Below are 24088 nucleotides of genomic sequence, written 5' to 3' on the forward strand. Positions count from 1 at the left end.
ATCAGTAACTAAGGCGATGGCCATCGAAGAAATATAAGTTCAACTGCGCACCAGCCCAGCCTAACGATCAAACGTCTGCATCATTCTGAGGCGCTCACGCAATCTGATCCTGCCGCTTGGCTCCCCCCGAACTCGCGGCGCAGCAGAAGGGACTGATTACGCAGCACGATATTGAATTTAAACCACTGCTCGACGCGTATAAATCTCCCGAACGCTATACTGAATTTTCGCTAGAGCAACATCGCGATCATGCGATGTATTGGCTTGAAGCGCATATCATTGAAAGCCTAGAGCGACATACATATTTGATCGACCAACAGATTAGATTGGCAGACGTCGCTATTTTTCCGTTTATCCGGCAATTTGCAGCCGTCGATAGCGACTGGTTTCGCCAAGATGCCAATCCAGTACTACAACACTGGTTAGAGCAAATGATTCAGACCAGTCCCTTTAAATCGGTGATGGAAAAATATTCGCCATGGCGCAGCGATAAAGCCATTTTAATCTGGGGTGCCAAGGAGATTCAGCAAGCAATCAGCACTAAAAATTGAATCAGAACGCAGGAAAAACCAGCATTTCAACTTGTTTCATGTAAGATATTCGTCATATTGAAAAGTAGAAACAACTCATTTACAACGAGGGAATGCCACAATGTCTAAAGCCAAAAAACACACCGCAATCAGTACCGAAGTAGCCGCCACGCCATTCACTAACAAACAATACGATAAAGAGCTCAAAAAACTGCATGGCGAGCTGGTCAAGCTACAGCAGTGGGTCGTCCACAAAGGGCTGAAAGTCATTATTGTTTTTGAAGGCCGTGATGGCGCTGGCAAAGGCGGTACGATCAAAGCACTTACCGAGCGCGTGAGCCCACGGGTGTTTCGCGTGGTCGCCCTACCCGCGCCAACCGAACGCGAAAAAAGCCAAATGTATTTGCAGCGCTATATTGGCCATTTTCCAGCCGCTGGCGAAGTGGTGATTTTTGATCGCAGCTGGTACAACCGCGCGGGTGTTGAACGCGTGATGAATTTTTGCACGCCTGCACAAGCGAAAAAATTCCTTTCATCAGCGCCGATGATGGAACGCGCCATGACCGAATCTGGGATTATTTTGCTGAAATACTGGCTCGAAGTGAGCCCAGAAGAACAAGAACGCCGCCTGCTCGACCGCGTGAAAGATGCTCGAAAAACGTGGAAATTGTCGCCGATGGACATTAAATCCTTCACGCAATGGGATGCCTACACGCAGATGCGCGATGAAATGTTTGCCGCCACCGACAGCGAATGGGCACCGTGGTTTTCCGCCGTATCAGAAGACAAGAAAAAAGTTCGCCTCAATATCATTCGCCACATCCTGACGCAGATTCCATACGAAAGCTTGCCACACGAAGAAGTCGTTTTCCCAAAACGAAAAATTAGCCACTCGAAAGTGGCTAAATACCCTGCAAAATTTATCCCAGAAGCGTATTAATCACTCGCCACGGCAGGGGCAGCAGCCCTTGCCTGCATCGCTTGGTAGCGAATAATCGCTTGCCGCGCGTTAAACAACATACTTTCTCGGCCTAACACATCGGCAAATCCAGAGCGTCGCACCACATCCAGCGCGGCTGGATTGAGCCCCACCAGCCACAAAGCAATGCCTTGCGCCTGAATTTTTTCCCGACTTTCTATCAATTGCTGCAAAGCCGAATACTCAATATCCGGCACTCGGCTCATATCAATGGCCAGCACTTGCGGCTGATATTGCTGCGCCAACTCGGCGATTTGCTCGGCAATATGCTGCACATTGGCAAAAAAGATCTGCCCTTCAGGCCGCACAATCAATAAGCCTGCAAACTCTTCGTCATCTGGATGCAAAGCAGATTTCGCGCGCAATACATCAGTACCGCGTTTACGCACCACCACCGACACTTTGGTTTGCGAATTCTGCCCCACCAGCGCAATCAGCGACACGATAATGGCAATCACAATGCCTTGCAGCGTGCCAAACAGCAACACGCCCAAAAATGCCACCACTGCCCAGCGAAACTCCATCGAACGAATTTTTCGAATCGCCATAAAATCGCGAAAACTAATCAATCCCACTGAATACACAATCACTACCGCCGCCAAAGTAGCAAACGGCAGTTTGGCCAATAAAGGTGCCAAAAACAGCATCGTCGCCAATGCCATCGCTGCGGTCACGAGTGAGGCCTTTTGCGATACCGCACCAGCCGCGCGCGCAACAGCCGTTTGCGAAGTACCGCCCCCCGCTGGCATCGCGCCAAACAAAGCACCTAGCCCATTCGCCAAACCTGTTGCGACCAATTCACGATTAGGCTTAATCGTTGGATCACTGGACGCCGCAAATGCACGCCCAGCAGCAATTGACTCGGTAAAACTCATCAGCGCAATCCCGAGTGCACCGGGCAATAACTGCTGCACCAAACTCAAACTAGGCAGCGTGAATGAGGGTAAACCCTGAGGAATATGCCCAACAATCGCCACACCTTTGGCTTCAAGACCAAAATAAAACACCGCCGCAATCCCACCACCAATCGCCACCAAGGGTGCAGGAGAATGCGGCCACACTTTATCCATGCCCAGCAACACCACAAAAGTCGCTCCCGCTACGCCCATCGTGATCAACGAAGCTTCTGGCATATGCTGCACGACTGAAATCACATCCTGAAAAAACCCTTGCTTCGTAATGTGGGTGCCAAATAATTTGGGCATTTGATCCAGCACAATCACAAAGCCAATCCCAGCTTTAAAGCCCGTCAACACCGGTGCAGAAATAAAATTAGCCACAAAACCCAGCCGCAACACGGCAGCCAGAATCAAAATCAGCCCCACCATCACCGTCAGCGTGGCCGTTGCAGTGAGTAAAAGCGCCGGATCACCATTAGGCACCACCAAACCCAATTGTGTTGCCGTCAAAATCCCCAGCGTCGTTGTCGAGCTGACGCTCAATACTTTGGAAGAGCCCAATAAGGCATAAACCAGCATCGGAATAAAGGCGGTATATAAGCCAATCTCAACTGGCAAGCCAGCTACCGTCGCATACGCCATCGCCTTGGGCAGCACCACCGCCGCCGCAATAAGCCCTGCAACGATATCAAAACGTAATCCGCCTAGCGCAGTCGTGCGCGCTACCTCATTCACCGTGCTACTCATTCCATCTTTCTCCACTGATTTGCCCCAGACAGGGTAAAAAATGCACAGTACGCCCAAAATCATTGCCCAAGGCCATTTCAAACCCAAAAGCAACATTGCCACAACAGATTCAATTAACGCGCCGCAGGATCATCTCCATACGCCTCGCGCTCGAAATGGTTGTCGCGATAAAAACGCCGCCCGCGCAAAACTTGCCAGCAACTTGAGCCGAGATACAGTGGAAAAAACAAAATGCCCCAGCGCGCGTATTGGCGCACATGCACGCGTTCGTGTTCGCGTAGCGCCGCCATTTGCGCCGCATCACGCGCAATCACCACATGGCCGAAAGTGATCGCGCCAAAGCGGTGGCTTAGGCGAGCGATGCTGCGCGGTGCGCAAACTTCCCACACGCCGTCAAACCACGCCACGTTGCCACCCAGCACTAATAAAGGCAGTGCCAGTATTGCCCCGCAAGTACTCGCTGGTAATACCCACAGGTAAATACCCCAGAGGCGAATTCGGCCAAGTGATTCATTTTTCAAGAAAATACCCATTGATTAATCCAGATCGTGTTTCGCACTCACTGCGGGATACAATCGCCCCGCAGCGGCGTGCTAGAATATCGCCCTACTGACGACACGACAACACAGGTGCAGCATGGCAGGTCATAGCAAGTGGGGCAAGCAGAAGAAAACGCACCATTAAACCATTGATTTTATTGATTATTTTTAATTTAAAATGCTGATTTCTCTGTGCATTTGACAATATCAGTGTGTATTTTTTGTGTATTTTTTTTCAAGGCTACTGCAAACTGGCCTGTGTATAACTTTTCCTATCCTGCTGTTTGAATCCCTTTCACAGCCTTAACCGCAATAGCAACTTACTGCGGAAAAACGCTTTAAAAATACCGCTTTTAAACGCCAACTTAAACTTGGGCTTCAATCCAAACGTTCAAAAAAACCAACCCCACACACTATCTGTTGTCAGTTATTTTCAATCGCATGTGTCTGTACTCTATGAGCAAGAGATGGCAAAGAGATTTTGTTGCCCGAAAATACTTGGTCACGGCTCCCTGCTGGTTTCGCCTGAATGGTTTTGCACTTGTGGTTCTGCAAATATCCATCAGATGTGAAAAACAGGCCTGATTCGACCTGTTTTTGTTGGTTTCAATAATGTATACATAAATTAATTTTATTTTTCCGTACTTTATTTTCCTAAATCAAGAACAAACTCACTATGGAAACGTTTTTTCAGTGCATTATATTCATTGATAATTTCTTTTGATTTTCTGTATTCTATAGTTTTTATTAGTACATCTTGTACATCTAAAAAGTGTATGTTTTCTAGTGAAACATCTTCTGCCTTTATTCTTAAAATAACTTCTTTATCTTTTGTAAACAAGAAAACTTGCGTGCCATTCTTGGCCTTTTCAATTGCCTGCTTAATTATTGTTACATCTAGATATGCATTAATATTAGCTACATGGTTTGGTAACTTCATAGATAACAACTTAGAATCTAAGTACGTCTCTATTCTTGCCATGGCCAATCTAGCTAGTTTGCTTTTTTCATCTTTATACGATTTGTTTTTTAAATTCACGATTTCATCAAATTGCTCGTGCGGTACCGTTATTTTTAAATTATTTCCCTTTATGAATTCAGAAAAATTTACAAAGAACTCATCAATTGACGCATCCATCCACACATTAGAGTCTATTAGTATATATACTTCACCTTTTGATTTCCATTCCGCATGTAACATCTCTATAAAGTCATGTGCTTTTTTTGCCTCCTCGAATTTTTTATGTGAGAAAGTTCCTGGATATTTTTCAATGTCGTTGTCATTGTTTTTTATTCGCTCAATTTCTATAGTTTGCGCAAGAGTCCTTTTTTTTTGTACCGCACGAATTTTTTGGCGTTCTCTATTCCGCTCTTCTATTTTAGATTCTTCGTAAAACCTGAGTGCCTTATCAGTTAATACTGCAGCAACTTTAAACCAATCGCTCATTTTTACTTCTCCGTAAATTTCATGCTAATAATAAATATTAGTTTCTATAAATAGATACATTGCAATAATAGTGTTCTACATATTTTATTGCGATTATTTATTCAAATATGAAAATCGCATCACAACGTAATGGACGTCGTCAATGGTTGAGCACCATTGTTAATCCATTCTCTAAAATCAGATTCACAGCAATAACGAACTATAGTTGGAGTGATACTTGGTAGATAAAGATTACCAATACTTGTTACGCTAACTCGATCGTATGGTCTGGATTTTAGTGCTTCATAACCACTGCTATTGAAGTATGTCAGCATAAGTTTGAGTAAATCATCATGACCTTCTTCTAGTGAATAATTTTGAAAAAACCATCCTGAACTGTTGAAAATTGGCACAAGTCGTTCAACAAGACTGAGCATGTATGAAGGTTGAATCTGCAAGGCATTACAGACGCCAAATAAAGCATCTGCAGTGAGTGTTGACTGTCCATTTTCAATTTTTGTCCAAGCGTTTGGCGTTTTACCAATGTATTGAGCTATAAGTCCTTGATGTATTCCGCGCTCAAGGCGGATCTCTTTAATCACCAGAAGTAATCCGGTAGAAAAGCTGGCATTCATTGACTTTTCTGACATGTTCATTCTCCGTATGATTTTTTGGCTCAAATGAAGCCTGTACGGAACTTATTGTTCCTATTTTTAGTATATCTAAAAAAAAATTACTGGCAAGTGTTTTTGATTGGAACGTTGGGAGGTAAAGTTATTAGGGGGTACGTGGGAATACGTTAGTGCCAGAGAAACCGTTTACTGATGCGGGCTGTAGTCACGATGGTTTCTTAAAACGCATGAAAACGGACATGCAAAATAGAGAGTAAACTTCGAGTGCTTTTTCAGAGTTGAATTAGGTAGTTGTAGCTACTTTCTCAGCACTATGATCGAAATCAGTCGTTTTCAAGAGTAGGGATTTCTTAACTTACAATATTTCCCATCTTCTCAAGTACCCCGAAATTGGCAATTTTTTGCATGTTTGCAATTCAACCGCTAATGCTGACAAGCTGTTTTTTTAGCAATAGTCTGACCTCAAGTTGCTGACACGCACTGCATGATTGGTAGAAAAGTAACTACAATCAGCATTGCCTATTTTATAGAGCGATAAAATACTAACTAAAATATTAATTTGGTGTAAACAATTCCCCTGAAAAACACCCACAATATATAAATTATTATAACTCTATAAATTTCTCTACTTCAAATTTCATCAATGCATCTTTATTTCTCATATACTCTCTAAACTCATCCTTGCATATAACGTCCCCAAATTCACCTAGAGTTAAATTTTTTATTTGACCATCCCTATCTAATCTGTTTACCAATGACCCACTAAATCCAACTTTCACAAAATCAGAATTTTTCCTATTTTCAGTCCCGTAAATATGTTTATTATAATCGCCTTCACTAATTAGTTCTAACTCATACAGAATAGTCACATACTGATTTAGAATATAAGATACAAAATCGCTTTCAATTTTAATCTTCACTAGCGCTATGTTTACCAATTCTTTATGTGTTTTGCTTGCCAAATCAATGAATACATTTTGTCCATACGAGTTTCTATCTTCATTGAATTTTGATTTTTCACCGTAAGATTGCCCAATATAAAAATCTCGTCCACTTTGTTGATTTCGTATCGAATAAAAATATTCCACCATGTCTGAAATGTGCTCTTTCAAGCTAAAACGATGAAGCTTATCTATAAACATCCTATAAAAATCCCTCGCTTTAGCTTGCTTAAGCCTAGCAAATTCATAATTGCAAATATTTTCCTCAAGTCCATGAATAAATAAAAGATAAATTTTATTAATAACATCCTCGCCCAACCATTCTGGACTAGCCATTACTTCATGAACTCTTGACTCAATTAGCCTAAATACATCGCGATAGTTTTGATAGTTAGTACTCAACTCGGATTCAGAGAGTATCCTCATTATTCTATAAGATGGAGTATCTTCCCCAAAAATTATAAATCGCTCTCTATCCTGTAAATCTTGCACTTCACTTAAAGCTTTAATTTTACTGCTTTCACTCCCACCACTTTCAACCTTGTCGTTCAATTTCTGTTCAAACTCTTCAAAATTAAAATTTAAAAGAAGTGGGTTCTTTACTTCATCCTTAAAAAAACCATTCCTTAATAGTTTAATTTTATTTTCCATCTTCCCACGAATACCATTGTACTTTTCAGAATTAATGAAGTGTATTTTTGGGGATAGCTTTTTCAAATACTTATCTTCTTCAGAAAAAACCTCATTCAATCGGTTTACACGACCAATCAAGTTGGTCAAACCTTTAATATTCAGTGAGTATGTATTTAATATAAAAAGGCTATCAACAGGTAGGTTAACCCCTTCTAATATCACAGAATTTGCAACAATAAATTTGACACCATCAATCTTAGCAAAACTATATTCTAAATATTCTTTTATTAAATCTGGCAACTTCCCATGAACATATACCAAGCCTTTTTCTAATGTAATCAACACAATAAAAATCAGCATGGATATTATTTGACAATGAATTAGCTATTTCATCTAACTTGACATTTTCCTGTACAACTAAAGCCTGCGCAAAGTCTGATGCAAGCTCCTCAACTTTTCTAGGAGCCATTAAATACAAAAAATTCTTTCTTGCGCAATTATTGGTAATATAATCAATAAAAGTACTATTATCCTTCTTGCCTTGTAAATAGAATGAATTCATGAACCTATTGTACTTGTAAACATCACCATTCTTTCTATATTCATGTATATCTGGTTCTTTAATGTTGCTAGCAATTCTTCTCTCAAAAAAATTATCACTTGAATTTATCTTCAAATTATTTGCATCAGAAATTAATGGTGACAAGTAATAATTTCTAGACTTAGGATTACGATGTCTATTTCTACGTATCAACCTAGTAAGTAATATGCTCCTACTATCTTTCTCAAATAAATTATGCGCCTCATCAATAATTAACAAATCAAAAGATAACCCTTGATTTTTAAGCAACCGTAAAGCACGCTCCTGAGTAAGAATCGACAAGAATTCATCAGCGCCATCGTACATTTCGTCGTGAAATATTATCCTCTTCTGTGGAAAATTTTTTTTAATACTTTTATAAGTTTGTGCCAAAAGTGACTTTGTTGGTACAATTATCGCAACTTTTTTTAATTCAGTATTACCTTTAATCACATCCACCATCAATGAGCTTTTACCAAATGACGTTGGTGCAACATAACAATTTTCATTATTCTCACTAGCAACAATTTCTTGCCGATATCTACTTTGCTCATAAGTCTCAATGATATTATTGTTTCTAAATCTATCTAACTTATAATCTAAGGCAAAATCTAAGCTACTAGCGTTTTCAATTAATTTTTTATCAAGAATATGCTTAGATATCGGGTACAATCCAAAATTCGAACTAATATCTAACAATGGATCATAATACCTATTACTAATAGCCACCTTCATTATAATAAAATATGCAATTTCGTAACAAGTAACTCTTCTTTTATCTTTTGCAAACTCATTCAAGAACAATATTGCACAGCTCAAAACAAAAACAAGTTCATCCTCCGACAACTCCTTATTCAAAGTTACTTTTTCTATAGCGGATGAAAATTTAATATCTTTCTTCAAGTCTGATAATTGCTCTGTCATTTTAATTGCTCAAGTATTTATTTAGTAAATGGATACTTTGCTTCGTAATACAAACAGCCTTAATACTTTTACCCTTGAAATTTAGCAAACTCTTATAGTCACCCAAAATTTCATCTGAGAAATTACCAGACCATTCACCATCCAAAAAAATAGTTGAGCATGGAATAATATTAAATTCCTCAACTTTTTTGAAGTTATTTTTATCATACAAATCAGACAATTCTTTTATTTGAGTTCTTATGGCTTTTGAAGATCCAACATCAATATGTGAAGCATGATTATATGCATTTCTCCAAGGATTATTACTTCCTTTATCGCTTTTCCCTGAGACATATTTTTCAATATCACTAAAAGCCTCTTTCAACTTAGCCTCATGCTTTATATTTTTTGTAGTCATTAAGCCCGATTTGCTTTCAACAATATACGTCTCATCCTCTTTAGAGAAATATCCATCGAAACCTTTTTTAATAGATCCCTCCTCAAGATTAAAAAATAAGAATTCTTGTTTATAACCATTAATTCGCATGTATAGATGAATAAAAAATTCAGCGATAGCTCCCATTCTGGTGCTTTCAGTTTTAGTGCTAAGAAAATCCTTTAACCTTTTCTTCACATTAATTATCTCGCTAAATGACTCGCCTTCGCAGATCGACACTAAAAAATCATCAATTTTTTTCTCAAATTCATAGTCTACTTCTTGAATATCTATTACATGAAGTTCAAGATGAGGAGCTAGTTTTTTTATCTTAACTAAATGCATTTCAATCCTTCTAGATAATGAAGTAGGTCAACACTGTCACAGCTTACAACAAACAATCAAGTCAATATCACACAAGCAACAAAATATTGACAAATAAGTTACAAAATATTGTTATTTATTAAATATTAGGGGTCAACAAGTAAATTTAGTTGCGAAAAATCATTCATGCACAGCATGATGAGCATCAAAATAGGCCTAATCTATAACTGCCTATTTTTTCATCAAACAGTTAAATAGACGTCATAAACACTAAGCTCGGGTGTAAAAATTGTGTATTTAATCCAAAAAATACACAATTAAATCTCCATATCGATAATTAACCATATAAATCAATAACTTGTGATATGCATATCAGGTCACATAGCTAAACATCACATGCATTACGCCATGAAGAGCACAAGCCAATAGATCATTGATTTTATTGGATATTTTTTAAATAAAATGCTAATTCGGCTGTGCATTTGACAATATTCGGTGTGTATTTTTTTTGAATATTTTTTTCAAGAAAACTGTAATTGTTCCGTGCATAACTCTACCTATCCTGCTGCTTGAATCCCTTTCAATGCCTTAGTGCCCCTCCTGAATGCCTTGTAATTCGTAGACTTGAGCAATAAATTACTTACAAACAGCATGATTAGCATCAAAATAGCGACTATCTAAAATTGCCTATTTTTTGATCGAACGGTAAAATGTGATCAATAGATTTTGAAGATGGTGTGTAAAAATTGTGTACTTTTTGAGTATTTCCAAAAAAATACACAATTTTATTTGATATTTAAAAAAATATCCTTATAAATCAATAACTTATATTAGATGGTAGGTCATAAATGGCAGGTCATAGCAAGTGGGCAAATATTCAACACCGTAAAGGCCGCCAAGATGCCAAGCGCGGCCAAGTTTTCACTAAACTGATCAAAGAAATCACCGTTGCGGCCAAAATGGGCGGCGGCGATGTGGCAATGAATCCACGTCTGCGTTTAGCAATTGATAAAGCCAAAGCGCAATCGATGCCCAAAGACAATATCGAAAGCGCAGTAAAACGCGGCTCGGGCGCGCTCGACGGCGTGGATTACCTTGAAACCCGTTACGAAGGCTACGGTCTGAACGGCGCTGCGGTGATGGTCGACTGCCTGACCGACAATAAAGTACGCACCGTCGCCGACGTGCGTCACGCTTTTGCCAAATACGGCGGCAATATGGGTTCGGACGGCTGCGTGTCGTTCCAATTTAAGCACTGCGGCTATCTGATTTTCGCACCAGGCACCGATGAAGATGCCTTGATGGAAGCGGCGCTCGAAGCGGGTGCGGATGATGTGACCGTGAATGACGACGGCTCAATCGAAGTCATCACACCACCTTACGATTTCATCACTGTCAAAGAAACGCTAGAAGCGGCTGGCTTTAAAGCCGAAATGGGCGAATCAACGATGAAGCCACAGACTGAGACCGAACTCGAAGGCGACGATGCGATCAAAATGCAAAAACTGATCGACGCGCTAGAAAGCTTGGACGATGTGCAAGAGGTATATACGACTGCGGTGTTTGACGAGGAGTAAAATTCCAGCTCTGAATTCAAACCTGACTTTGTCGGCATCGCCTTGCCGTGCTACAGCACTGTCTGCGGCTCACCTTCGCGTCAGCTTTAATTCATAACTGGAATACGCAGCATTAAAGCGACGTGAAATTGCAACATATGAAAAACCACCAAATTTTTGGTGGTTTTTTGTATCGAGCGAAAAACGTAGGATGGGTGGAGCGAAGCGATACCCATCAAATATCGGCGATGGCTATCGCCGAAAAGGATGGTTCAACCCATCCTTGTATCTACGGTGCTTACGAGTTTTATACTTTCATTTAGCGTTAACGCTAATACTCTTCAGAAAATCACGTGCAACATCTTCATTACCCTCATCAAAAATAGCCAAAGCTTCAATAAGATTTCTTTTCATTAGGAAAAATTTATAAATAAACTTTTTCCCACCCCCAGGGACTTCAGCTACCAGATCAAAAGTAGTGCTCTTATCAAGCATATCAAATGGAGTTGACCGATCGTGATTTATTAATACCTGCATTGCTTGTATCTTTCTATAAATATTACGGATGTAGTCTCGCTGATTTTTTTTATCGACCGGTCCCAACGAAGATAAACCAAGAATGATTTCTTCCGTCTTGTACGAATATCGGACACTATTCCCTAGCGGAGATTGTGTATGCCATCGCTCCATTTCTGGAGTTTCAGGAAATGCTGCTTTTAATCTGCCATAGTCAAAATCATTTTCTACAATTTCTGATGCAAAGACGCTTTGAGCAATCATTAACAACGCAGCACCAACAATAGAACGAATAATTAAAAAAAACATTTTTTTCCTATACAAATCAAAAAGCCCTGTAATGGGTTAGCCATGTAGGGTGGGTTAGTTTTATCAACCCGCACTGATTAATATTTAATCTATCAAACGTATATTGGCGGGTTACGCCTTTGGCTAAGCCACCCTACAAATTCATCCCCGCTCAGCGAAACAGGAAATAATAAATCACATAAAACCAGCTCAAAAAGCCGTGAATAATCGCCCAAAGAATCGAATGATTGGCACTCCATGACAGCGCGACGGCGACGAGGGTACCGAGACTGAATCCACCGATGTATTTATTCATTTTCTGCAGTTCCATTCATTGATCGTAAGTCATCATAACTTAAAGCTGTGCGCCGTCATACTCGTGCCGAAATGCACGCGATGCGTCTGCGATAAGGCAACGCGCTGCGGTATACTTCGCGCATTCAATCTTGCCCATATTAGGAACCACAATGCGCCCTTCACAACGCCAGCCAAACGAACTTCGCACCGTTACATTAACGCGCAACTACACTTGCCACGCCGAAGGCAGCGTATTGGTTGAATTTGGCGCGACTAAAGTGCTGTGTACCGCCAGCGTCGAAGAAAAAGTGCCGCCGTTTTTGAAAGGCAAAGGTGAAGGCTGGGTGACGGCAGAATACGGCATGTTGCCGCGCTCGACCGGCAGCCGCATGAAGCGCGAAGCCGCTGCGGGCAAACAATCTGGCCGCACACAAGAAATCCAACGCCTCATCGGCCGCTCTTTACGCGCCGTCGTGGATTTGAAAGCATTGGGTGAGCGCCAAATCACGATTGATTGCGATGTGATCCAAGCCGACGGTGGCACGCGTACGGCGAGTATCACCGGCGCGTTTGTCGCGCTGACCGATGCAATCAACGGCCTGATCGCTGCGGGTAAACTCACAGCCAGCCCGATTCGCGAAGCGGTCGCGGCAGTTTCAGTCGGCGTAGTCGGCGAAACGGCGGTACTGGATCTGGATTACATCGAAGATTCGGGCTGCGAAACAGATATGAATGTAGTGATGACCGCCGCCGGTAAATTCATCGAAATCCAAGGCACAGCGGAAGGCGAAGCGTTTAGCCGTGACGAAATGAATGCGCTGCTGGATTTGGCGGAAAAAGGGATTGGCGAGTTGATTGTGAAACAGAATGCAGTGCTGGCGGTTTAAAATATATCTAGGTATTGCCATGTAGGCATTATTTAATAAGTATTACATGGCAATACCCACAAATTAAATACGTATTAATGATTTTGGTGTTGATAACAAAAAACACCTTAACTTGGAAGCGTCTATTGTCTTCTAACCATGGTCGCGCTCATGCCGCGTGGCACTAACTTTTCTTGAACGGCCAAGAAAAGTCAGCAAAAGAAGGCCGCCCTAGTATCTGCGTCCGACTACGTCGGATACCCTCGCTGCGGACAAGCGAGGCGGTTGCGCTCAAAACTCGTTCGGCCTCAAAGACAAAAGCATCGGCCTCGCTCAAACATTGATCGCAAAAACCCCGCCCCGCTTATCCTTCGCTCGGCTTGATACAAGGGACTTTAAGCCCCAGCCCAACCATATCGGCACAGCATCAACATTAAATCTAAACATTATTAAAAGTAAAAATGAATTCACCAGACCAACAAATCAAACTCACCCAAGACGATGGCCGCGTGTTTGTCGATATGCCCGATGGCGACGATCATGTTTGCGCCAGCTGTGGCGCTTGCTGTAATCACTTTCGCGTGTCGTTTTATGTCGGTGAAATTGCCGGAGGCTTGGCGGACAGCGCGATTGGCGTGCCTGCCGATAAAGTAATTCCGATTACGCCGTTTTACGCGGCGATGGCCGGCACCAATCAGGAAAAACCGCGTTGCGTATGCTTTGAAGGCGAAGTGGGCAAAAGCAGCCGTTGCAGCATTTACCACCATCGCTCCAGCACCTGTCGCGAATTTTATGTGCATGACGAGCAAGGCCAGCCCAACCCCGCCTGTCAAACCGCCCGCGCCGCTAATGGGCTAGCGCCACTGACGGCGATTCAAACGTAGATGCACTGCTTAATTTGAGGTATCAGCTTTCTTGTCAGCATGGTCGCGCTCATGCCGCGCGGCACTGACCTTTCTTGAACGGCCAAGAAAGGTCAGCCAAAGAAGGCCGCCCTAGTATCTGCGTCCGGCTACGCCGGATGCCCTCGCTGCGGACAATCGGGTCGGTTGCGCTCAAAACTCGTTCGGCCTCAAAAACAAAAGCATCGGCCTCTCTCAAACATTGATCGCAAAAACCCCGCCCCGCTTGTTCCTCGCTCGGCTTGACACAAGGGACTTTAAGCCCCAGCTCAGCCATCACGGCACAGCAATAACGCCAACCCTATATCCACTAGGTATCTACGTCTGAAGCTTAATTAGCAATGCCTAGCAGCAAATACCCAATACGAACTACTTCACCAACTTCCCAATCACCGCACTAATATCACTCGGGCGGTGCAGGGCTTCGCCTTGGCTGGCGAAGGTTTTGAGTTTGCCGTTAATAATTTGGCCAGCTTCTAATTTACGATTTTCACTATCGATTAAGAGCCAAGTCGTTTTACCTTGCTGCTCGTTCAATACATACAGCACGCGCTCTTGTTTCAAAATCGCATTGGCGAGCTGGGCTTTAAAGGCGGCGGCATCCGCGCCTAATAGCGTATTGAGTTCAGCTTCAATCGGGCTAACGGCAGTAAATAGGCCGATTTCGGTGGCCGTTTTGCCGGTGAACGCGTTCAAGGCTTGCCAATCCGTGGTGGATTTCAGCGCTTGGCCGAGTAAAGTGCTGGCTTGATTTTTCAGCGCACTGCTTACTTTGCTGGCATCAATACCCAGCGGCGAAAGCGCTTCGTTGGCTTCACCCATGGTTTGCTCAATGACTGCATTAGCTTGATTTTTAACTTCTTGACCAACGACAGCGGCGACCGATGAAGCGGCTTGTTGCGCCAATTGCGCGCCTTGATCGCAAGCACTCAGGCTCAATAAAAATACGGCGGGAAGGACCAACTTCAACATAAAAAACTCCATTGATGTGTCGGAATATAAAAGTACAAAAATGGGCCAGCAAGGCGCAACGTCGAAGACAGTACAAATCGTACGTCGAGACGGTGCAACGATGCTGGCAGTTTTTTGTCTTATAACCCGCCGACACTGATTATTTAATTGCTAAAACTTCAACTTCAAACGTCAACGTCGCATTGGCAGGAATCACGCCCGGTACGCCACGGCTGCCGTAGGCTAATTGTGGTGGGCAGACCAATTTGGCTTTGCCGCCGACTTTAATTTTTTGCACGCCTTCAGTCCAGCATGGCACCACGCCGCTCAATGGAAACGTCGCTGGCTGGCCACGTTTGTACGAGCTATCAAATTCTTTGCCATCTTCCAGCGTGCCACGGTAATGCACTGTCACCGTGTCAGTGGCTTTTGGTGCTGCGCCCGTACCGGCTTTCAAGGTGGTGATTTGAATGCCGGTATCCGTCGTTTCAACGGCTGGCGCGGCGGCAATGGCGGCAACTGCACTGCTCATTAGGACTACGGCGGCGAGTAAATGTTTCATGGTTTTTCCTTTTGACATAAATAAAAGCAAATCGACTGAATGCCGATGCGCTCATCATAACAGTGGATTCTTACGTACCGAAACGTGTCGCTTTATTTTTTGCTATCTTGTTCTTCGCGCAATTGACGAATCCGCGCTTCGATACTGGATAAGAGATAAAAATCACTACCCGTTTGCTTCAGCGCCAAATCAAATTGCTCGAATGCAGGGGTATATTCTTGCAAGCGAACATAGTATTCGCCTTGAGCTTGATACTGCCGCATTAAATCGCCCTTCTTGGCATACATTTTCGCTCTGCGCTGATAAAACCACGCATCAGACGGATATAACTCCAGCGCATCATCAATCGCGGCTTGCGCGGCGGCGAGATGACCAGCAGCAATTTGTGCGTCAATCAAACCGTAGATCAAGGCGCGGCTAGATGGAAAGCGCAGCGTGGCGGCGCTTAAAATTTGCTCGGCTTGCTCAAATTGACCGAGTCCAATTTTGATACTACCTGCCAAAAATTCGAGCATCGCATGGCTTTTGCCGCCCTTATCCTTATCCACGCCCAAACTGGCTTTGGCCTCTTGCAAAGCAGTCCATGCTTGGTCATATTGCTGCAGCAGAAAATGCGAATACGCCAAGCCATAGCGCTGCGCAGTTTCATTAGCGTAGCGTTTTTCGGCGATGATATTGGTGTAATACGGCACGCCCTCACGCCCGCCCAGCTCTAAAGTCCGGCTTTTTTCCCGAATCAGCAAAAATTCAAGGCTATCGGGAACGGGCTTGTATTTAATTTCACCAAGGCGCGCTTGTGCATCAGAAATGCGTTTGAAAGTCACCGGATGCGTGCGTAGAAAGTCGGGAGCATTGTTTTCATACAGCCGATTGTGTTTTTGGAGTCGCTCAAAAAACACCACCATCGCGCTGGGGTCATAGCCAGATTTTTTCAGCGTTTGCATGCCGATCCGGTCGGCTTCTTGCTCGAATGAATAGGTAAAATCGAGCTGTTTTTGCACCGCCATGCCCGTACCAGCGGCAAGCGCCGCCATCGCCGCATCGCCCCGCCCCGCTTGGGCTGCCAATAGCGCGACGGCAATCGACGCCACAGACATCCAAAGCCCTGATTTCGTACCGTCGATCAAGCGCGCAATATGCCGCTGCGTGACGTGGGCGATTTCATGCGCCAACACGCTGGCGACTTCTGATTCGTGCTGCGCCTGCACAATCAAACCGGTGTGCACACCGACAAAACCACCCGGCATCGCAAATGCATTCACGCTCGGGTCGAGCAAGGGGAAAAAGGTAAATTGCGGCTCGCTCACTTCGGCCGCATCAGTCAAGCGATAACCGACTTGATTCAGATAGGCGACGATTTCTGGATCGTCCATCATCGCGCCGCTGCGACGAATTTGCCGCATCGCGTTTTCGCCAATTTCACGCTCTTGCTGCGTGCTTAAGCCTTGCTGTGAAATATCGCCAAAATCAGGAATATCAGCAGCCTGCAGCGGCACTGGCACCGACATCGCCGTGCTCACCATCAACATCAATGCGATTAGCTTTTGTTTCACATGGCCCTCTTAAACATTGAATAGCGCATAAATTGCCAAATAACGCAGGATTTTACCGATCGCCAAATACACCATCACCGCCAGCCAAGGCCAGCGCAACCAGCCCGCAACACCGCACAGCGCATCCCCAACAATCGGCACCCACGACAGCAACAAACTAACTGGGCCGAGTTGTTGTAAGCGTTGTAGCCAAGGTTTGGGTGGGGCCTCTAACACTGATGGGATTGACGGTAAACGCCGCCCCAGCCAAACCGTCAATAAGCCACCTAAAATATTCCCTAGCGAAGCCACTGCGACAGCGAGTAATCCCAGTTGTGGCTTAAAGTGCAGTGCGGCCAATAATGCCGCCTCAGAATTGCCCGGCAACACAGTGGCTGAGACAAAGGCCGAGACAAACAAACCACCCAGCCACAGCGCCGTTTCAAAAATCAAAAATGAAACGCCGCGCCCGCATGCGCGCTAATTGCGGTTGCCACATCAGCATACAATTCGCCATCGCCACGCGTATTGATCCATTGCGTGTCTTTTAAGCGGTAGTGATAACCGCCAGAGCGCGCCGCCAGCCAAATTTCTTGATTCGCCGCATGGCGATTCACAATCACTTTGCTACCGTCTTCAAATTCGATTTCCAACACATTGCCAGCGCGCAAAGTATCAACATCAAACTCAACCTCGTCGAGTGCCATTTCGATTTGCGCAAATACTGCGTCGCTCACATCCAAAAATTCTGATTCGGTCATTTCTATCCTTTAAGCCCAAGCAATTATGGCGGCACAATGCGGCTGCCCGCCATGCTAAAATACCAATTCTACCACCTACAGCCACTACTCCTATGCGCGCCCTGATTGCCTTTGTACTAACTGCTTTTTTCCTCAGTGCTTGCGGATTTAAAGGCCCTTTGTATTTATCAAAGCCAGCAGAAGCAAGTAAACCGCTTGCAGCCAGCCCTGTCGCCAGCGCCGTTGAACAATAATATTCACGCGAGCTGCGCCTGTGGCACGGTGAGCTTACAATCCAAAATACCGAGTAGCATGATTCATTGCCACTAGCCAGCTCTGCCGTCGCTGAAGCGGTGCGGCATTTACAACATGGGCTTCCATAGAAAAAGCATCGCAACAACGACAAGGTGCAGGCTATGCGCCACACGGAAAATAGGCGACAAAAAAGGCGATATAAATCGCCTTTTTTATTAAGCTCAATACGAGACAAGCAGCTAGAAAGCTTTAGCTGATTAGAAACGTTCCGGCAATTTTTGCACGATGATAATCCGCTTGTTTTCCAAACGAATATAACCGCCAAACACCAATTCTTTCAAAATCCGCGCAATCATTTCGCGTGAAGAGCCAACACGGTCGGCAATCGCTTGCTGAGTGAGTGGCTGCGAAATCATTTCTTGGCCGTCAACGGTCTCAAGCATCGATTCAAACAAAGCCCGCACGCGACCGTAAACATCGAGCAAAGCAAGGTTTTTCATTGTCGTAGACAGTGAACGTACCATGCGCGCCAAATTAGCGATCACGACATCTTTGACTTGCGGTTCACGATTGAGCGCTTCGCGAAATTCGTGCTTAGTGAACATCAAAAATATGCAGTTTTCTTCACACTGAACTGACCAGCCACGTGGCTCGTCGTCCAGCAAAGAAATTTCACCCATCGCGTCACCCGGCTCGGCAATTCGAAATACAAATTCTTTACCTTGATTGTCGCTGCTGAAAAAGCGCGCTTGACCCTCTAGCAAGACATACATGCCTTCTGCCGGATCGCCTTCACGAAATACAAAAGCACCTTTAGGCATGCTGCGTTTCACACCCACTTGCACCATGTATTCGAGCTGCGCGTCACTAAACCCTTGCAATAGGGGTACTTTTTGTAAAATAGGTAGCATACAAAACCCTGTAATTGACGCTCAATGCGTGTTATTCAAATAATAGTAAATTAAATGCTGATGCAAAAATTTTATGGCCATAAAATTAAAATTCGGCCAAAAACATTTGCTACTTTACTTTAAAACTGTTCAGGTAATTTTTTCAAAATTACCAATCGTTTGCGTCCCGTTTCCACATAACCACCGGCCACTAATTCACGCATAATTTTTGCAATCATTTCTCGTGATGCCCCAACGCGATCGGCAATATCTTGCTGGCTCATTTGCTCGTCGATCAGCAATCCTTCTTCAGTGGGCTGTGCTAATCGCTCGAACAATACACGAATTCGGCCGTACACATCTTTCAATGCAAAATCGCGCACCATCACGGTTAACGATCTGATAATGCTCATCGCACTGGTCAGCATTTGGTCTTTAAGCTGCGGATTAGTTAGCAATAAATTCATAAAGTCCGCTTTATAAATACTCATCACAACGCAATCGGTTTCTGCCTCAGCACAGATCGAGCGACGTTGATCGCAAAAAAGCGCTAACTCACCAAACGACACTCCGGACTCCGCAACGTAGTAAACAAACTCGCGCCCGCTGTCATTGCTAGAATACAATTTAAATCGCCCCTCAAGTAGCACATACATGCACTCAACAGGGTCATCTTCATAAAATAAAATGGTGCCTTTACCGATTTGCCGTTGTGTCCCCAGAGATTCAACTTGGAGTAGCTCTTCATCTGTGAGCGAAGAGAATAATTCGGTTTGAGCCAATAATGGACGCATTCTTTACCTATTAATTAATGTTTGGCCGCTTTTTCTGCTTCAGGCGCAGAGGCCTCCGCAGTTTCTGATGCCTTACTATGCAGATCAATCTCAGCAATCGGCGACAAAGAGCCCGTTTTTACATCGGGTGGTGGCGCAACTTCATTGATTTTTTTCGTCTGCATGTATTCATTCATTTCTTTCCAGCCTGCAAAAATATCGGCTTTAGCGACTTTCGTATTGCGGCGAAAGCAATCTTCTAGCGAGCGGCCACTATGACGGCACGATGCACCAATGGCTTTGCCATTGGCTTTTTGCTTATTCACTAATTCTAAAACTTGATCGCAACCTGCCAGCAAAAAAAAGAGTGGGCATAGCAGAACGAAGGTTTTGACTGACTTCACTGGCAGAATCCCTAGGTCAAGTTGATGTATTCAGTGTATGTGAAAAAGCCCATCACGTCGCAAAGACATAAGGGGCTTTTGTGTTTAATTCAACAATTTAGAATTAAGCTTGCTGAATCCCCGCCAACATCCAACGTGGGTCACCATCAATCGGGCGAACAAAGTGCCAGATTTCGCGGAACGGTACGGGTGCGGCGTGTAGGCTTTCGCTCACTCGACCGGTAAATTCCACGCTGGCAATCATCCGTCCGCCTTCATTCACCGCTTCAAGAATTTGCAGATTCAGCTCAGGGAATTCAGCCACATCCGTATTACTGCCAATTTCATGTTTCAAATCTTCAAACAATTCTGGTGTCATGTAGCGGCGCATTTCTTCGGCTTGCGACGGCGAATTGAGCGATTGCATGTGCATAAAGCTGGCACGAGCTTGACGCAAAAATGCTGCAGCTTCAGTCCCATCTGGCAAACGCGTGATCGGCGCAGTATTCATTGGTGCTGCTGCACCACCAAATAATCCGCCTGCTGCTGGAGCTGCACTGCCAGCACCTTCACCAATACGGAACATGCGATCTTGTTGCGCTGGTGCAGAAGACATTGCTTGAGCAGGAGCACCTGCGTAGGCCATGCCGTTGCTAGGGTGAGCCGTTTGCGCCTGTTTACGACGACGCATCCACATCACACCACCCGCAGTCAGTGCACCCAAGAGAAGCAATGTCCCCCATGGAATACCGCCATCGCCTTGTGCCGCGCCCGATGCATTATTGCTCGAACCAAACATATAACCGAGCAACGAGCCCGCTGCCAAACCACCCAACATACCGCCCATCATGCCCATGCCACCTGATTTTTGTGCTGGCGCCATTGGCTGCTGTTGAGGTTGCTGCTGAACATTATTATTGCGTTGCGGCGCAGGTGCAGCTTGACGCTGCATACCACCCGAACGACCACCACCGACCCGTTTTGCTTCTGCAATATTGGCAGCAAACAAAGTCGTACTCATCATCACAACCATCAAAGTCTTAGCAAAACGTGCCATTATTAAATCCTTAAGTAGTAAAGCAGAAGTTTTCTTGCGTCGCAGCGTCCAAAACCTTACTCGTTGACTGTTTTCGGCCTCTACGTTTTGCCATCCGGGATGGCCATGGGCTCAAACTTTTACACGAGTATTTGCATACGAATTTTAGCTTTCCATTCTTAGTGGGGCTGAAAGCATAAAAGTTCAATAGCATCGCAAAAATGTTTAAATCAACGATTACAGAAAAAACTAAAGGTATTGATATATAGCCATTGATAAACAATGTTCATATAGCAATACCCCAGTGATTAGCCGCGATGACCGCGTTCAATCGTAACGCCAACTTTCGCCACGTCCTGCAAAATCCCCAATTTGGTCACCGAAACTTTAATCCACGGCGCACCAAAATCATTGAGCACAATTTTTGCAATATGCTCAGCCAGCGCCTCGAGCAGCAGGAAATGCTTTTCCGCTAAATCTTGCCGGATTTGCGTCACGACTTTGTCGTAATCAATCGTGTCGTTCAAATGATCCGACAAACAGGCTCGGCTTGAAGCCAGGCCAATTTCTAAATCCAGCTCAACCACTTGCGCCTTGACGCGCTCCCAGTCGTACCAACCCAACACCGTGCTCGCGCGCACTTGCTGCAAATAAATAATATCCATGAACTTATGTGTACCGTTAGTTTGCGTAACCGGTTTGAGGATGAGGCCGGTTTAGCTTAGAATCAAAACCCCTCGATTGTAGTGGAAATTTGAATGTCGCTGCTGATGTACTTACCCATTTCATTGCTAATTCTCGCCGCCTATTTACTAGGTTCTCTGTCTTTTGCCGTGATTGTGACCAAAGCCATGGGCTTGGCCGACCCGCGCACCTATGGCTCAAACAATCCGGGCGCGACCAATGTACTGCGCTCAGGCAATAAAAAAGCCGCCGCGCTGACTTTGCTCGGCGATGCACTGAAAGGCTGGATTGCCGTATTTGCCGCACAACAGATCGCGCCGCACATTGGCCTCGGGGCTGCCGGCTCAGAAACCTACACCCAAGCGATTGCAGCGGTGGCGATTGCCGTCACCATTGGCCATATGTGGCCGATTTTCTTCAAGTTTAAAGGCGGCAAAGGCGTTGCGACAGCGGCGGGGATTTTGCTGGCACTCAATCTATGGCTGGGTTTGGCGACTTTAGCAATTTGGGTGTTTGTCGCAAAAGGATTGAAAATTTCTTCGCTGTCGGCGCTAATCGCGGCTGCAGCAACACCGCTACTCACCGCATGGCTCATGCCCAATCAGCCGATTTATCTGGGCGCAGTCACGGTGATTGCCGTATTACTGATTCATCGTCACAAGCAAAACATTATTGGATTAATGAAGGGTAAAGAAGGCAAGATTGGCGACCAGTCATGATGTTTGCGTCGCCGCGACATCAATTTTAGACGTTAAAAAAGCCGAACACAGTTCGGCTTTTTTGCAGCTCGGAATAAGGTTTAACCTTGCTTGGTCGCATCGCGCACAATCCGCGCTTTTTCACGTACCCATTCGCGATCTTTTTCATTTTGGCGTTTATCGTGCTGTTTCTTACCTTTAGCAAGACCAATCTCAAGTTTGATAAAGCCATTCTTAAGATGCATATTAATCGGTACGACGGTGTAACCCGAACGATCAACTTTAATCGCCAAGCGATCAATTTCGCGCTGCTTCAATAATAATTTACGCGTACGTACCACATCGGGGACCACATGTGACGAAGCATTCAGCAAGGGCGAAATATGGCAGCCAAACAAATAAAAATCGCCATTCTTGTGGATTACATAAGCCTCTTTGATTTGCACACGGCCAGCGCGGATGGATTTGACTTCCCACCCTTCCAACATAATGCCTGCTTCTAATCGCTCTTCAATAAAGAAGTCGTGAAACGCTTTACGATTATCAACGATAACCATGATGTACCTCCTGAACAGAAAAGGATTCTAGCATGCCCGCGCAAAACATCGCACCCCAACGCATTCTTTGCCTTTATACCGGCGGCACCATCGGCTGCGTGCCCACCGCGCAAGGGCTTGCGCCGATGGCGGGCGTGCTGCAAGAACCCATTGTGGAACTGCTCGCCAGCCTGCCGAATCAAGTGCAACTGACGCTGCGCGAATATCCACAACTGCTCGACTCCTCCAGCATGCAGCCCAAAGATTGGCTGCGCATCGCCAAGGATATCGACGCCGAATACGACCATTTTGATGGTTTTATTGTGCTACACGGCACGGATACTTTGGCGTGGACAGCGGCGGCCTTGCATTGGCAATTGGCGCACATCGCCAAACCTGTGGTGATTACGGGTTCACAGCGACCATGGTTAATGCCAAATAGCGATGCGCCCGCTAATTTTGAACTCGCCCTGCACGCCGCTTGCGGCAAGCAAGCGGGCGTCATGGTGGCTTTTGGTGGCCAATTGCTGCCGGGTTTTGCGGTCAAAAAACTCGATGCCGATGCAGATTGCGCCTTTGCTGCGCCCAATTGGCAAGAAAAATGGCCGGCGCACCCGACTGAGCAATATCACTTTCAACCTATCAATCCAGCCTTAAATATCCTCGCAATCAAGCTTTTTCCCGGTTCCGAAGCATGGTTAGCCCAAAGCCTGAATCATCAATCATTTGATGGTATAGCCATAGAAGCCTATGGTAGCGGTAACCTACCGAGCAATACCCAACTAGAATCAATCCTTACTCAATTGGCGAACCAAGGTACGGTCTTTATTAATTGCAGCCAATGTATCGCCGGTGAAGTACGGCAAGGCCATTACGCAGCAGGCGATTTTATGCAGCAAATCAATGCCTTGCCCGCCGGGCGCATGAGTATTGAAGCAGCAACGACGTGGCTGTATACAGCGTTGACCGCAAATTCAACGCAGCAAATGCGTGCCAAAGCATGGCAATCCGCGCAGCTTATGGTATAGTGGCGCCCTATCGCTGCTTTGCGAAA

General features: G+C 44.8%; 28 protein-coding genes. 8 read left to right on the top strand and 20 right to left on the bottom strand.

All coding sequences use genetic code 11. From position 1 onward, the window contains the following. Positions 1-116 precede the first annotated feature (116 nt). Together Q320_RS19885 and ppk2 are read left to right on the top strand one after the other, a co-directional pair. Positions 117-551 (top strand): glutathione binding-like protein, encoded by a 435-nt coding sequence (locus Q320_RS19885; RefSeq protein WP_051534748.1) that lies wholly within the window; start codon positions 117-119, stop codon positions 549-551. A gap of 100 nt (positions 552-651) precedes the next feature. Next, the gene (ppk2, locus tag Q320_RS0113485; protein WP_051534749.1) at positions 652-1470 is read left to right on the top strand and encodes a polyphosphate kinase 2; all 819 of its coding nucleotides are present in this window, start codon (positions 652-654) and stop codon (positions 1468-1470) included. Here ppk2 and Q320_RS19890 read toward each other — a convergent pair. From Q320_RS19890 to Q320_RS0113515, 7 genes are all read right to left on the bottom strand, one after another. Then, on the bottom strand, positions 1467-3251 hold the full coding sequence (locus tag Q320_RS19890; RefSeq protein ID WP_245591030.1) for a SulP family inorganic anion transporter: 1785 nt from the start codon (positions 3249-3251) through the stop codon (positions 1467-1469). The genes ppk2 and Q320_RS19890 overlap by 4 nt on opposite strands. Positions 3252-3268: 17 nt before the next feature. After that, a complete protein-coding gene (locus Q320_RS19895) occupies positions 3269-3688 on the bottom strand; it encodes a hypothetical protein (RefSeq protein WP_035853748.1) in 420 nt (139 codons plus the stop codon). A 652-nt stretch (positions 3689-4340) separates the two neighbouring features. Further along, positions 4341-5141 carry a PIN domain-containing protein gene (locus Q320_RS0113500; RefSeq protein WP_027469439.1) on the bottom strand — a complete coding sequence of 267 codons (801 nt, stop codon included), beginning with the start codon at positions 5139-5141 and terminating at the stop codon, positions 4341-4343. Positions 5142-5260: 119 nt separating this feature from the next. Beyond that, positions 5261-5770, bottom strand: a complete 510-nt coding sequence (locus Q320_RS19900; protein ID WP_035853751.1) for a helix-turn-helix domain-containing protein — start codon at positions 5768-5770, stop codon at positions 5261-5263. Between the two features lie 587 nt (positions 5771-6357). Next, positions 6358-7686, bottom strand: coding sequence for a hypothetical protein (locus Q320_RS21865; protein ID WP_211251233.1), 1329 nt, complete (start codon positions 7684-7686; stop codon positions 6358-6360). After that, the gene (locus Q320_RS21870; RefSeq protein ID WP_211251234.1) at positions 7592-8830 is read right to left on the bottom strand and encodes a DEAD/DEAH box helicase family protein; all 1239 of its coding nucleotides are present in this window, start codon (positions 8828-8830) and stop codon (positions 7592-7594) included. The genes Q320_RS21865 and Q320_RS21870 overlap by 95 nt, the downstream gene beginning before the upstream one ends. 1 nt (position 8831) lies before the next feature. Then, on the bottom strand, positions 8832-9590 hold the full coding sequence (locus Q320_RS0113515; protein ID WP_027469440.1) for a hypothetical protein: 759 nt from the start codon (positions 9588-9590) through the stop codon (positions 8832-8834). An 827-nt stretch (positions 9591-10417) separates the two neighbouring features. On the opposite strand from Q320_RS0113515, the gene Q320_RS0113520 reads away from it, so the two are divergent. After that, positions 10418-11146, top strand: a complete 729-nt coding sequence (locus Q320_RS0113520) for a YebC/PmpR family DNA-binding transcriptional regulator (RefSeq protein ID WP_027469441.1) — start codon at positions 10418-10420, stop codon at positions 11144-11146. 294 nt (positions 11147-11440) lie between these two features. Here Q320_RS0113520 and Q320_RS0113530 read toward each other — a convergent pair whose 3' ends face one another. Both Q320_RS0113530 and Q320_RS21635 read right to left on the bottom strand, forming a co-directional pair. Then, entirely contained in the window at positions 11441-11950 is a 510-nt protein-coding gene (locus tag Q320_RS0113530) for a hypothetical protein (protein WP_027469442.1), read from the bottom strand. Positions 11951-12101: 151 nt separating this feature from the next. After that, a complete protein-coding gene (locus tag Q320_RS21635; RefSeq protein ID WP_156939070.1) occupies positions 12102-12260 on the bottom strand; it encodes a hypothetical protein in 159 nt (52 codons plus the stop codon). Between the two features lie 136 nt (positions 12261-12396). Between Q320_RS21635 and rph the strand changes: the two genes are divergently transcribed. Beyond that, positions 12397-13113, top strand: a complete 717-nt coding sequence (gene rph / locus Q320_RS0113540; protein WP_027469443.1) for a ribonuclease PH — start codon at positions 12397-12399, stop codon at positions 13111-13113. A gap of 440 nt (positions 13114-13553) precedes the next feature. Next, entirely contained in the window at positions 13554-13976 is a 423-nt protein-coding gene (locus Q320_RS0113545) for a YkgJ family cysteine cluster protein (protein WP_156939071.1), read from the top strand. A 387-nt stretch (positions 13977-14363) separates the two neighbouring features. Here Q320_RS0113545 and Q320_RS0113555 read toward each other — a convergent pair whose 3' ends face one another. The 5 genes from Q320_RS0113555 to cyaY form a co-directional block, all read right to left on the bottom strand. Continuing rightward, entirely contained in the window at positions 14364-14966 is a 603-nt protein-coding gene (locus Q320_RS0113555) for a hypothetical protein (RefSeq protein ID WP_027469446.1), read from the bottom strand. Positions 14967-15105: 139 nt separating this feature from the next. Then, positions 15106-15507, bottom strand: coding sequence for an FKBP-type peptidyl-prolyl cis-trans isomerase (locus Q320_RS0113560; protein WP_027469447.1), 402 nt, complete (start codon positions 15505-15507; stop codon positions 15106-15108). Between the two features lie 92 nt (positions 15508-15599). Next, complete coding sequence (locus tag Q320_RS0113565) at positions 15600-17060, bottom strand: beta-barrel assembly-enhancing protease (RefSeq protein WP_051534750.1); 1461 nt, start codon at positions 17058-17060, stop codon at positions 15600-15602. A gap of 9 nt (positions 17061-17069) precedes the next feature. Beyond that, complete coding sequence (locus Q320_RS0113570) at positions 17070-17492, bottom strand: YqaA family protein (RefSeq protein ID WP_211251235.1); 423 nt, start codon at positions 17490-17492, stop codon at positions 17070-17072. Further along, positions 17489-17800 (bottom strand): iron donor protein CyaY, encoded by a 312-nt coding sequence (gene cyaY / locus Q320_RS0113575; protein WP_027469450.1) that lies wholly within the window; start codon positions 17798-17800, stop codon positions 17489-17491. The genes Q320_RS0113570 and cyaY overlap by 4 nt, the downstream gene beginning before the upstream one ends. A 92-nt stretch (positions 17801-17892) precedes the next feature. Here cyaY and lptM point away from each other — a divergent pair, with 92 nt between their 5' ends. Next, on the top strand, positions 17893-18033 hold the full coding sequence (gene lptM / locus Q320_RS22275) for an LPS translocon maturation chaperone LptM (protein WP_084282654.1): 141 nt from the start codon (positions 17893-17895) through the stop codon (positions 18031-18033). A gap of 258 nt (positions 18034-18291) precedes the next feature. Here lptM and Q320_RS0113585 read toward each other — a convergent pair whose 3' ends face one another. From Q320_RS0113585 to Q320_RS0113605, 5 genes are all read right to left on the bottom strand, one after another. After that, on the bottom strand, positions 18292-18945 hold the full coding sequence (locus Q320_RS0113585; protein ID WP_051534751.1) for a Crp/Fnr family transcriptional regulator: 654 nt from the start codon (positions 18943-18945) through the stop codon (positions 18292-18294). 119 nt (positions 18946-19064) lie between these two features. Further along, on the bottom strand, positions 19065-19718 hold the full coding sequence (locus Q320_RS19910; protein ID WP_051534752.1) for a Crp/Fnr family transcriptional regulator: 654 nt from the start codon (positions 19716-19718) through the stop codon (positions 19065-19067). 14 nt (positions 19719-19732) lie between these two features. Further along, a complete protein-coding gene (locus Q320_RS19915; protein ID WP_035853755.1) occupies positions 19733-20101 on the bottom strand; it encodes a hypothetical protein in 369 nt (122 codons plus the stop codon). Between the two features lie 103 nt (positions 20102-20204). Further along, a complete protein-coding gene (locus Q320_RS0113600; protein WP_027469452.1) occupies positions 20205-21137 on the bottom strand; it encodes a Tim44 domain-containing protein in 933 nt (310 codons plus the stop codon). Positions 21138-21424: 287 nt separating this feature from the next. Further along, complete coding sequence (locus Q320_RS0113605; RefSeq protein ID WP_027469453.1) at positions 21425-21781, bottom strand: dihydroneopterin aldolase; 357 nt, start codon at positions 21779-21781, stop codon at positions 21425-21427. Between the two features lie 93 nt (positions 21782-21874). On the opposite strand from Q320_RS0113605, the gene plsY reads away from it, so the two are divergent. Further along, on the top strand, positions 21875-22519 hold the full coding sequence (plsY, locus tag Q320_RS0113610; protein ID WP_245591020.1) for a glycerol-3-phosphate 1-O-acyltransferase PlsY: 645 nt from the start codon (positions 21875-21877) through the stop codon (positions 22517-22519). Between the two features lie 80 nt (positions 22520-22599). Here the strand turns inward: plsY and smpB are convergent, their stop codons facing one another. Then, positions 22600-23055: an SsrA-binding protein SmpB gene (smpB, locus tag Q320_RS0113615; RefSeq protein ID WP_027469455.1), complete on the bottom strand. Its 456-nt coding sequence runs from the start codon at positions 23053-23055 to the stop codon at positions 22600-22602. A gap of 32 nt (positions 23056-23087) precedes the next feature. Here smpB and Q320_RS20980 point away from each other — a divergent pair, with 32 nt between their 5' ends. Beyond that, complete coding sequence (locus tag Q320_RS20980; RefSeq protein ID WP_051534753.1) at positions 23088-24062, top strand: asparaginase; 975 nt, start codon at positions 23088-23090, stop codon at positions 24060-24062. Positions 24063-24088: the final 26 nt, after the last annotated feature.

It is taken from the genome of Deefgea rivuli DSM 18356 (assembly GCF_000620145.1).
Taxonomy (GTDB): domain Bacteria; phylum Pseudomonadota; class Gammaproteobacteria; order Burkholderiales; family Chitinibacteraceae; genus Deefgea; species Deefgea rivuli.

Excerpts from the sequence above, each read along its gene's own strand:
- ppk2 (WP_051534749.1), top strand. The coding sequence starts at position 652 with ATGTCTAAAGCCAAAAAACACACCGCAATCAGTACCGAAGTAGCCGCC.
- Q320_RS19890 (WP_245591030.1), bottom strand. The coding sequence starts at position 3,251 with ATGTTGCTTTTGGGTTTGAAATGGCCTTGGGCAATGATTTTGGGCGTA.
- Q320_RS19895 (WP_035853748.1), bottom strand. The coding sequence starts at position 3,688 with ATGGGTATTTTCTTGAAAAATGAATCACTTGGCCGAATTCGCCTCTGG.
- Q320_RS0113500 (WP_027469439.1), bottom strand. The coding sequence starts at position 5,141 with ATGAGCGATTGGTTTAAAGTTGCTGCAGTATTAACTGATAAGGCACTC.
- Q320_RS19900 (WP_035853751.1), bottom strand. The coding sequence starts at position 5,770 with ATGTCAGAAAAGTCAATGAATGCCAGCTTTTCTACCGGATTACTTCTG.
- Q320_RS21865 (WP_211251233.1), bottom strand. The coding sequence starts at position 7,686 with ATGCTGATTTTTATTGTGTTGATTACATTAGAAAAAGGCTTGGTATAT.
- Q320_RS21870 (WP_211251234.1), bottom strand. The coding sequence starts at position 8,830 with ATGACAGAGCAATTATCAGACTTGAAGAAAGATATTAAATTTTCATCC.
- Q320_RS0113515 (WP_027469440.1), bottom strand. The coding sequence starts at position 9,590 with ATGCATTTAGTTAAGATAAAAAAACTAGCTCCTCATCTTGAACTTCAT.
- Q320_RS0113520 (WP_027469441.1), top strand. The coding sequence starts at position 10,418 with ATGGCAGGTCATAGCAAGTGGGCAAATATTCAACACCGTAAAGGCCGC.
- Q320_RS0113530 (WP_027469442.1), bottom strand. The coding sequence starts at position 11,950 with ATGTTTTTTTTAATTATTCGTTCTATTGTTGGTGCTGCGTTGTTAATG.
- Q320_RS21635 (WP_156939070.1), bottom strand. The coding sequence starts at position 12,260 with ATGGAACTGCAGAAAATGAATAAATACATCGGTGGATTCAGTCTCGGT.
- rph (WP_027469443.1), top strand. The coding sequence starts at position 12,397 with ATGCGCCCTTCACAACGCCAGCCAAACGAACTTCGCACCGTTACATTA.
- Q320_RS0113545 (WP_156939071.1), top strand. The coding sequence starts at position 13,554 with ATGAATTCACCAGACCAACAAATCAAACTCACCCAAGACGATGGCCGC.
- Q320_RS0113555 (WP_027469446.1), bottom strand. The coding sequence starts at position 14,966 with ATGTTGAAGTTGGTCCTTCCCGCCGTATTTTTATTGAGCCTGAGTGCT.
- Q320_RS0113560 (WP_027469447.1), bottom strand. The coding sequence starts at position 15,507 with ATGAAACATTTACTCGCCGCCGTAGTCCTAATGAGCAGTGCAGTTGCC.
- cyaY (WP_027469450.1), bottom strand. The coding sequence starts at position 17,800 with ATGACCGAATCAGAATTTTTGGATGTGAGCGACGCAGTATTTGCGCAA.
- lptM (WP_084282654.1), top strand. The coding sequence starts at position 17,893 with ATGCGCGCCCTGATTGCCTTTGTACTAACTGCTTTTTTCCTCAGTGCT.
- Q320_RS0113585 (WP_051534751.1), bottom strand. The coding sequence starts at position 18,945 with ATGCTACCTATTTTACAAAAAGTACCCCTATTGCAAGGGTTTAGTGAC.
- Q320_RS19910 (WP_051534752.1), bottom strand. The coding sequence starts at position 19,718 with ATGCGTCCATTATTGGCTCAAACCGAATTATTCTCTTCGCTCACAGAT.
- Q320_RS0113600 (WP_027469452.1), bottom strand. The coding sequence starts at position 21,137 with ATGGCACGTTTTGCTAAGACTTTGATGGTTGTGATGATGAGTACGACT.
- Q320_RS0113605 (WP_027469453.1), bottom strand. The coding sequence starts at position 21,781 with ATGGATATTATTTATTTGCAGCAAGTGCGCGCGAGCACGGTGTTGGGT.
- plsY (WP_245591020.1), top strand. The coding sequence starts at position 21,875 with ATGTCGCTGCTGATGTACTTACCCATTTCATTGCTAATTCTCGCCGCC.
- smpB (WP_027469455.1), bottom strand. The coding sequence starts at position 23,055 with ATGGTTATCGTTGATAATCGTAAAGCGTTTCACGACTTCTTTATTGAA.
- Q320_RS20980 (WP_051534753.1), top strand. The coding sequence starts at position 23,088 with ATGCCCGCGCAAAACATCGCACCCCAACGCATTCTTTGCCTTTATACC.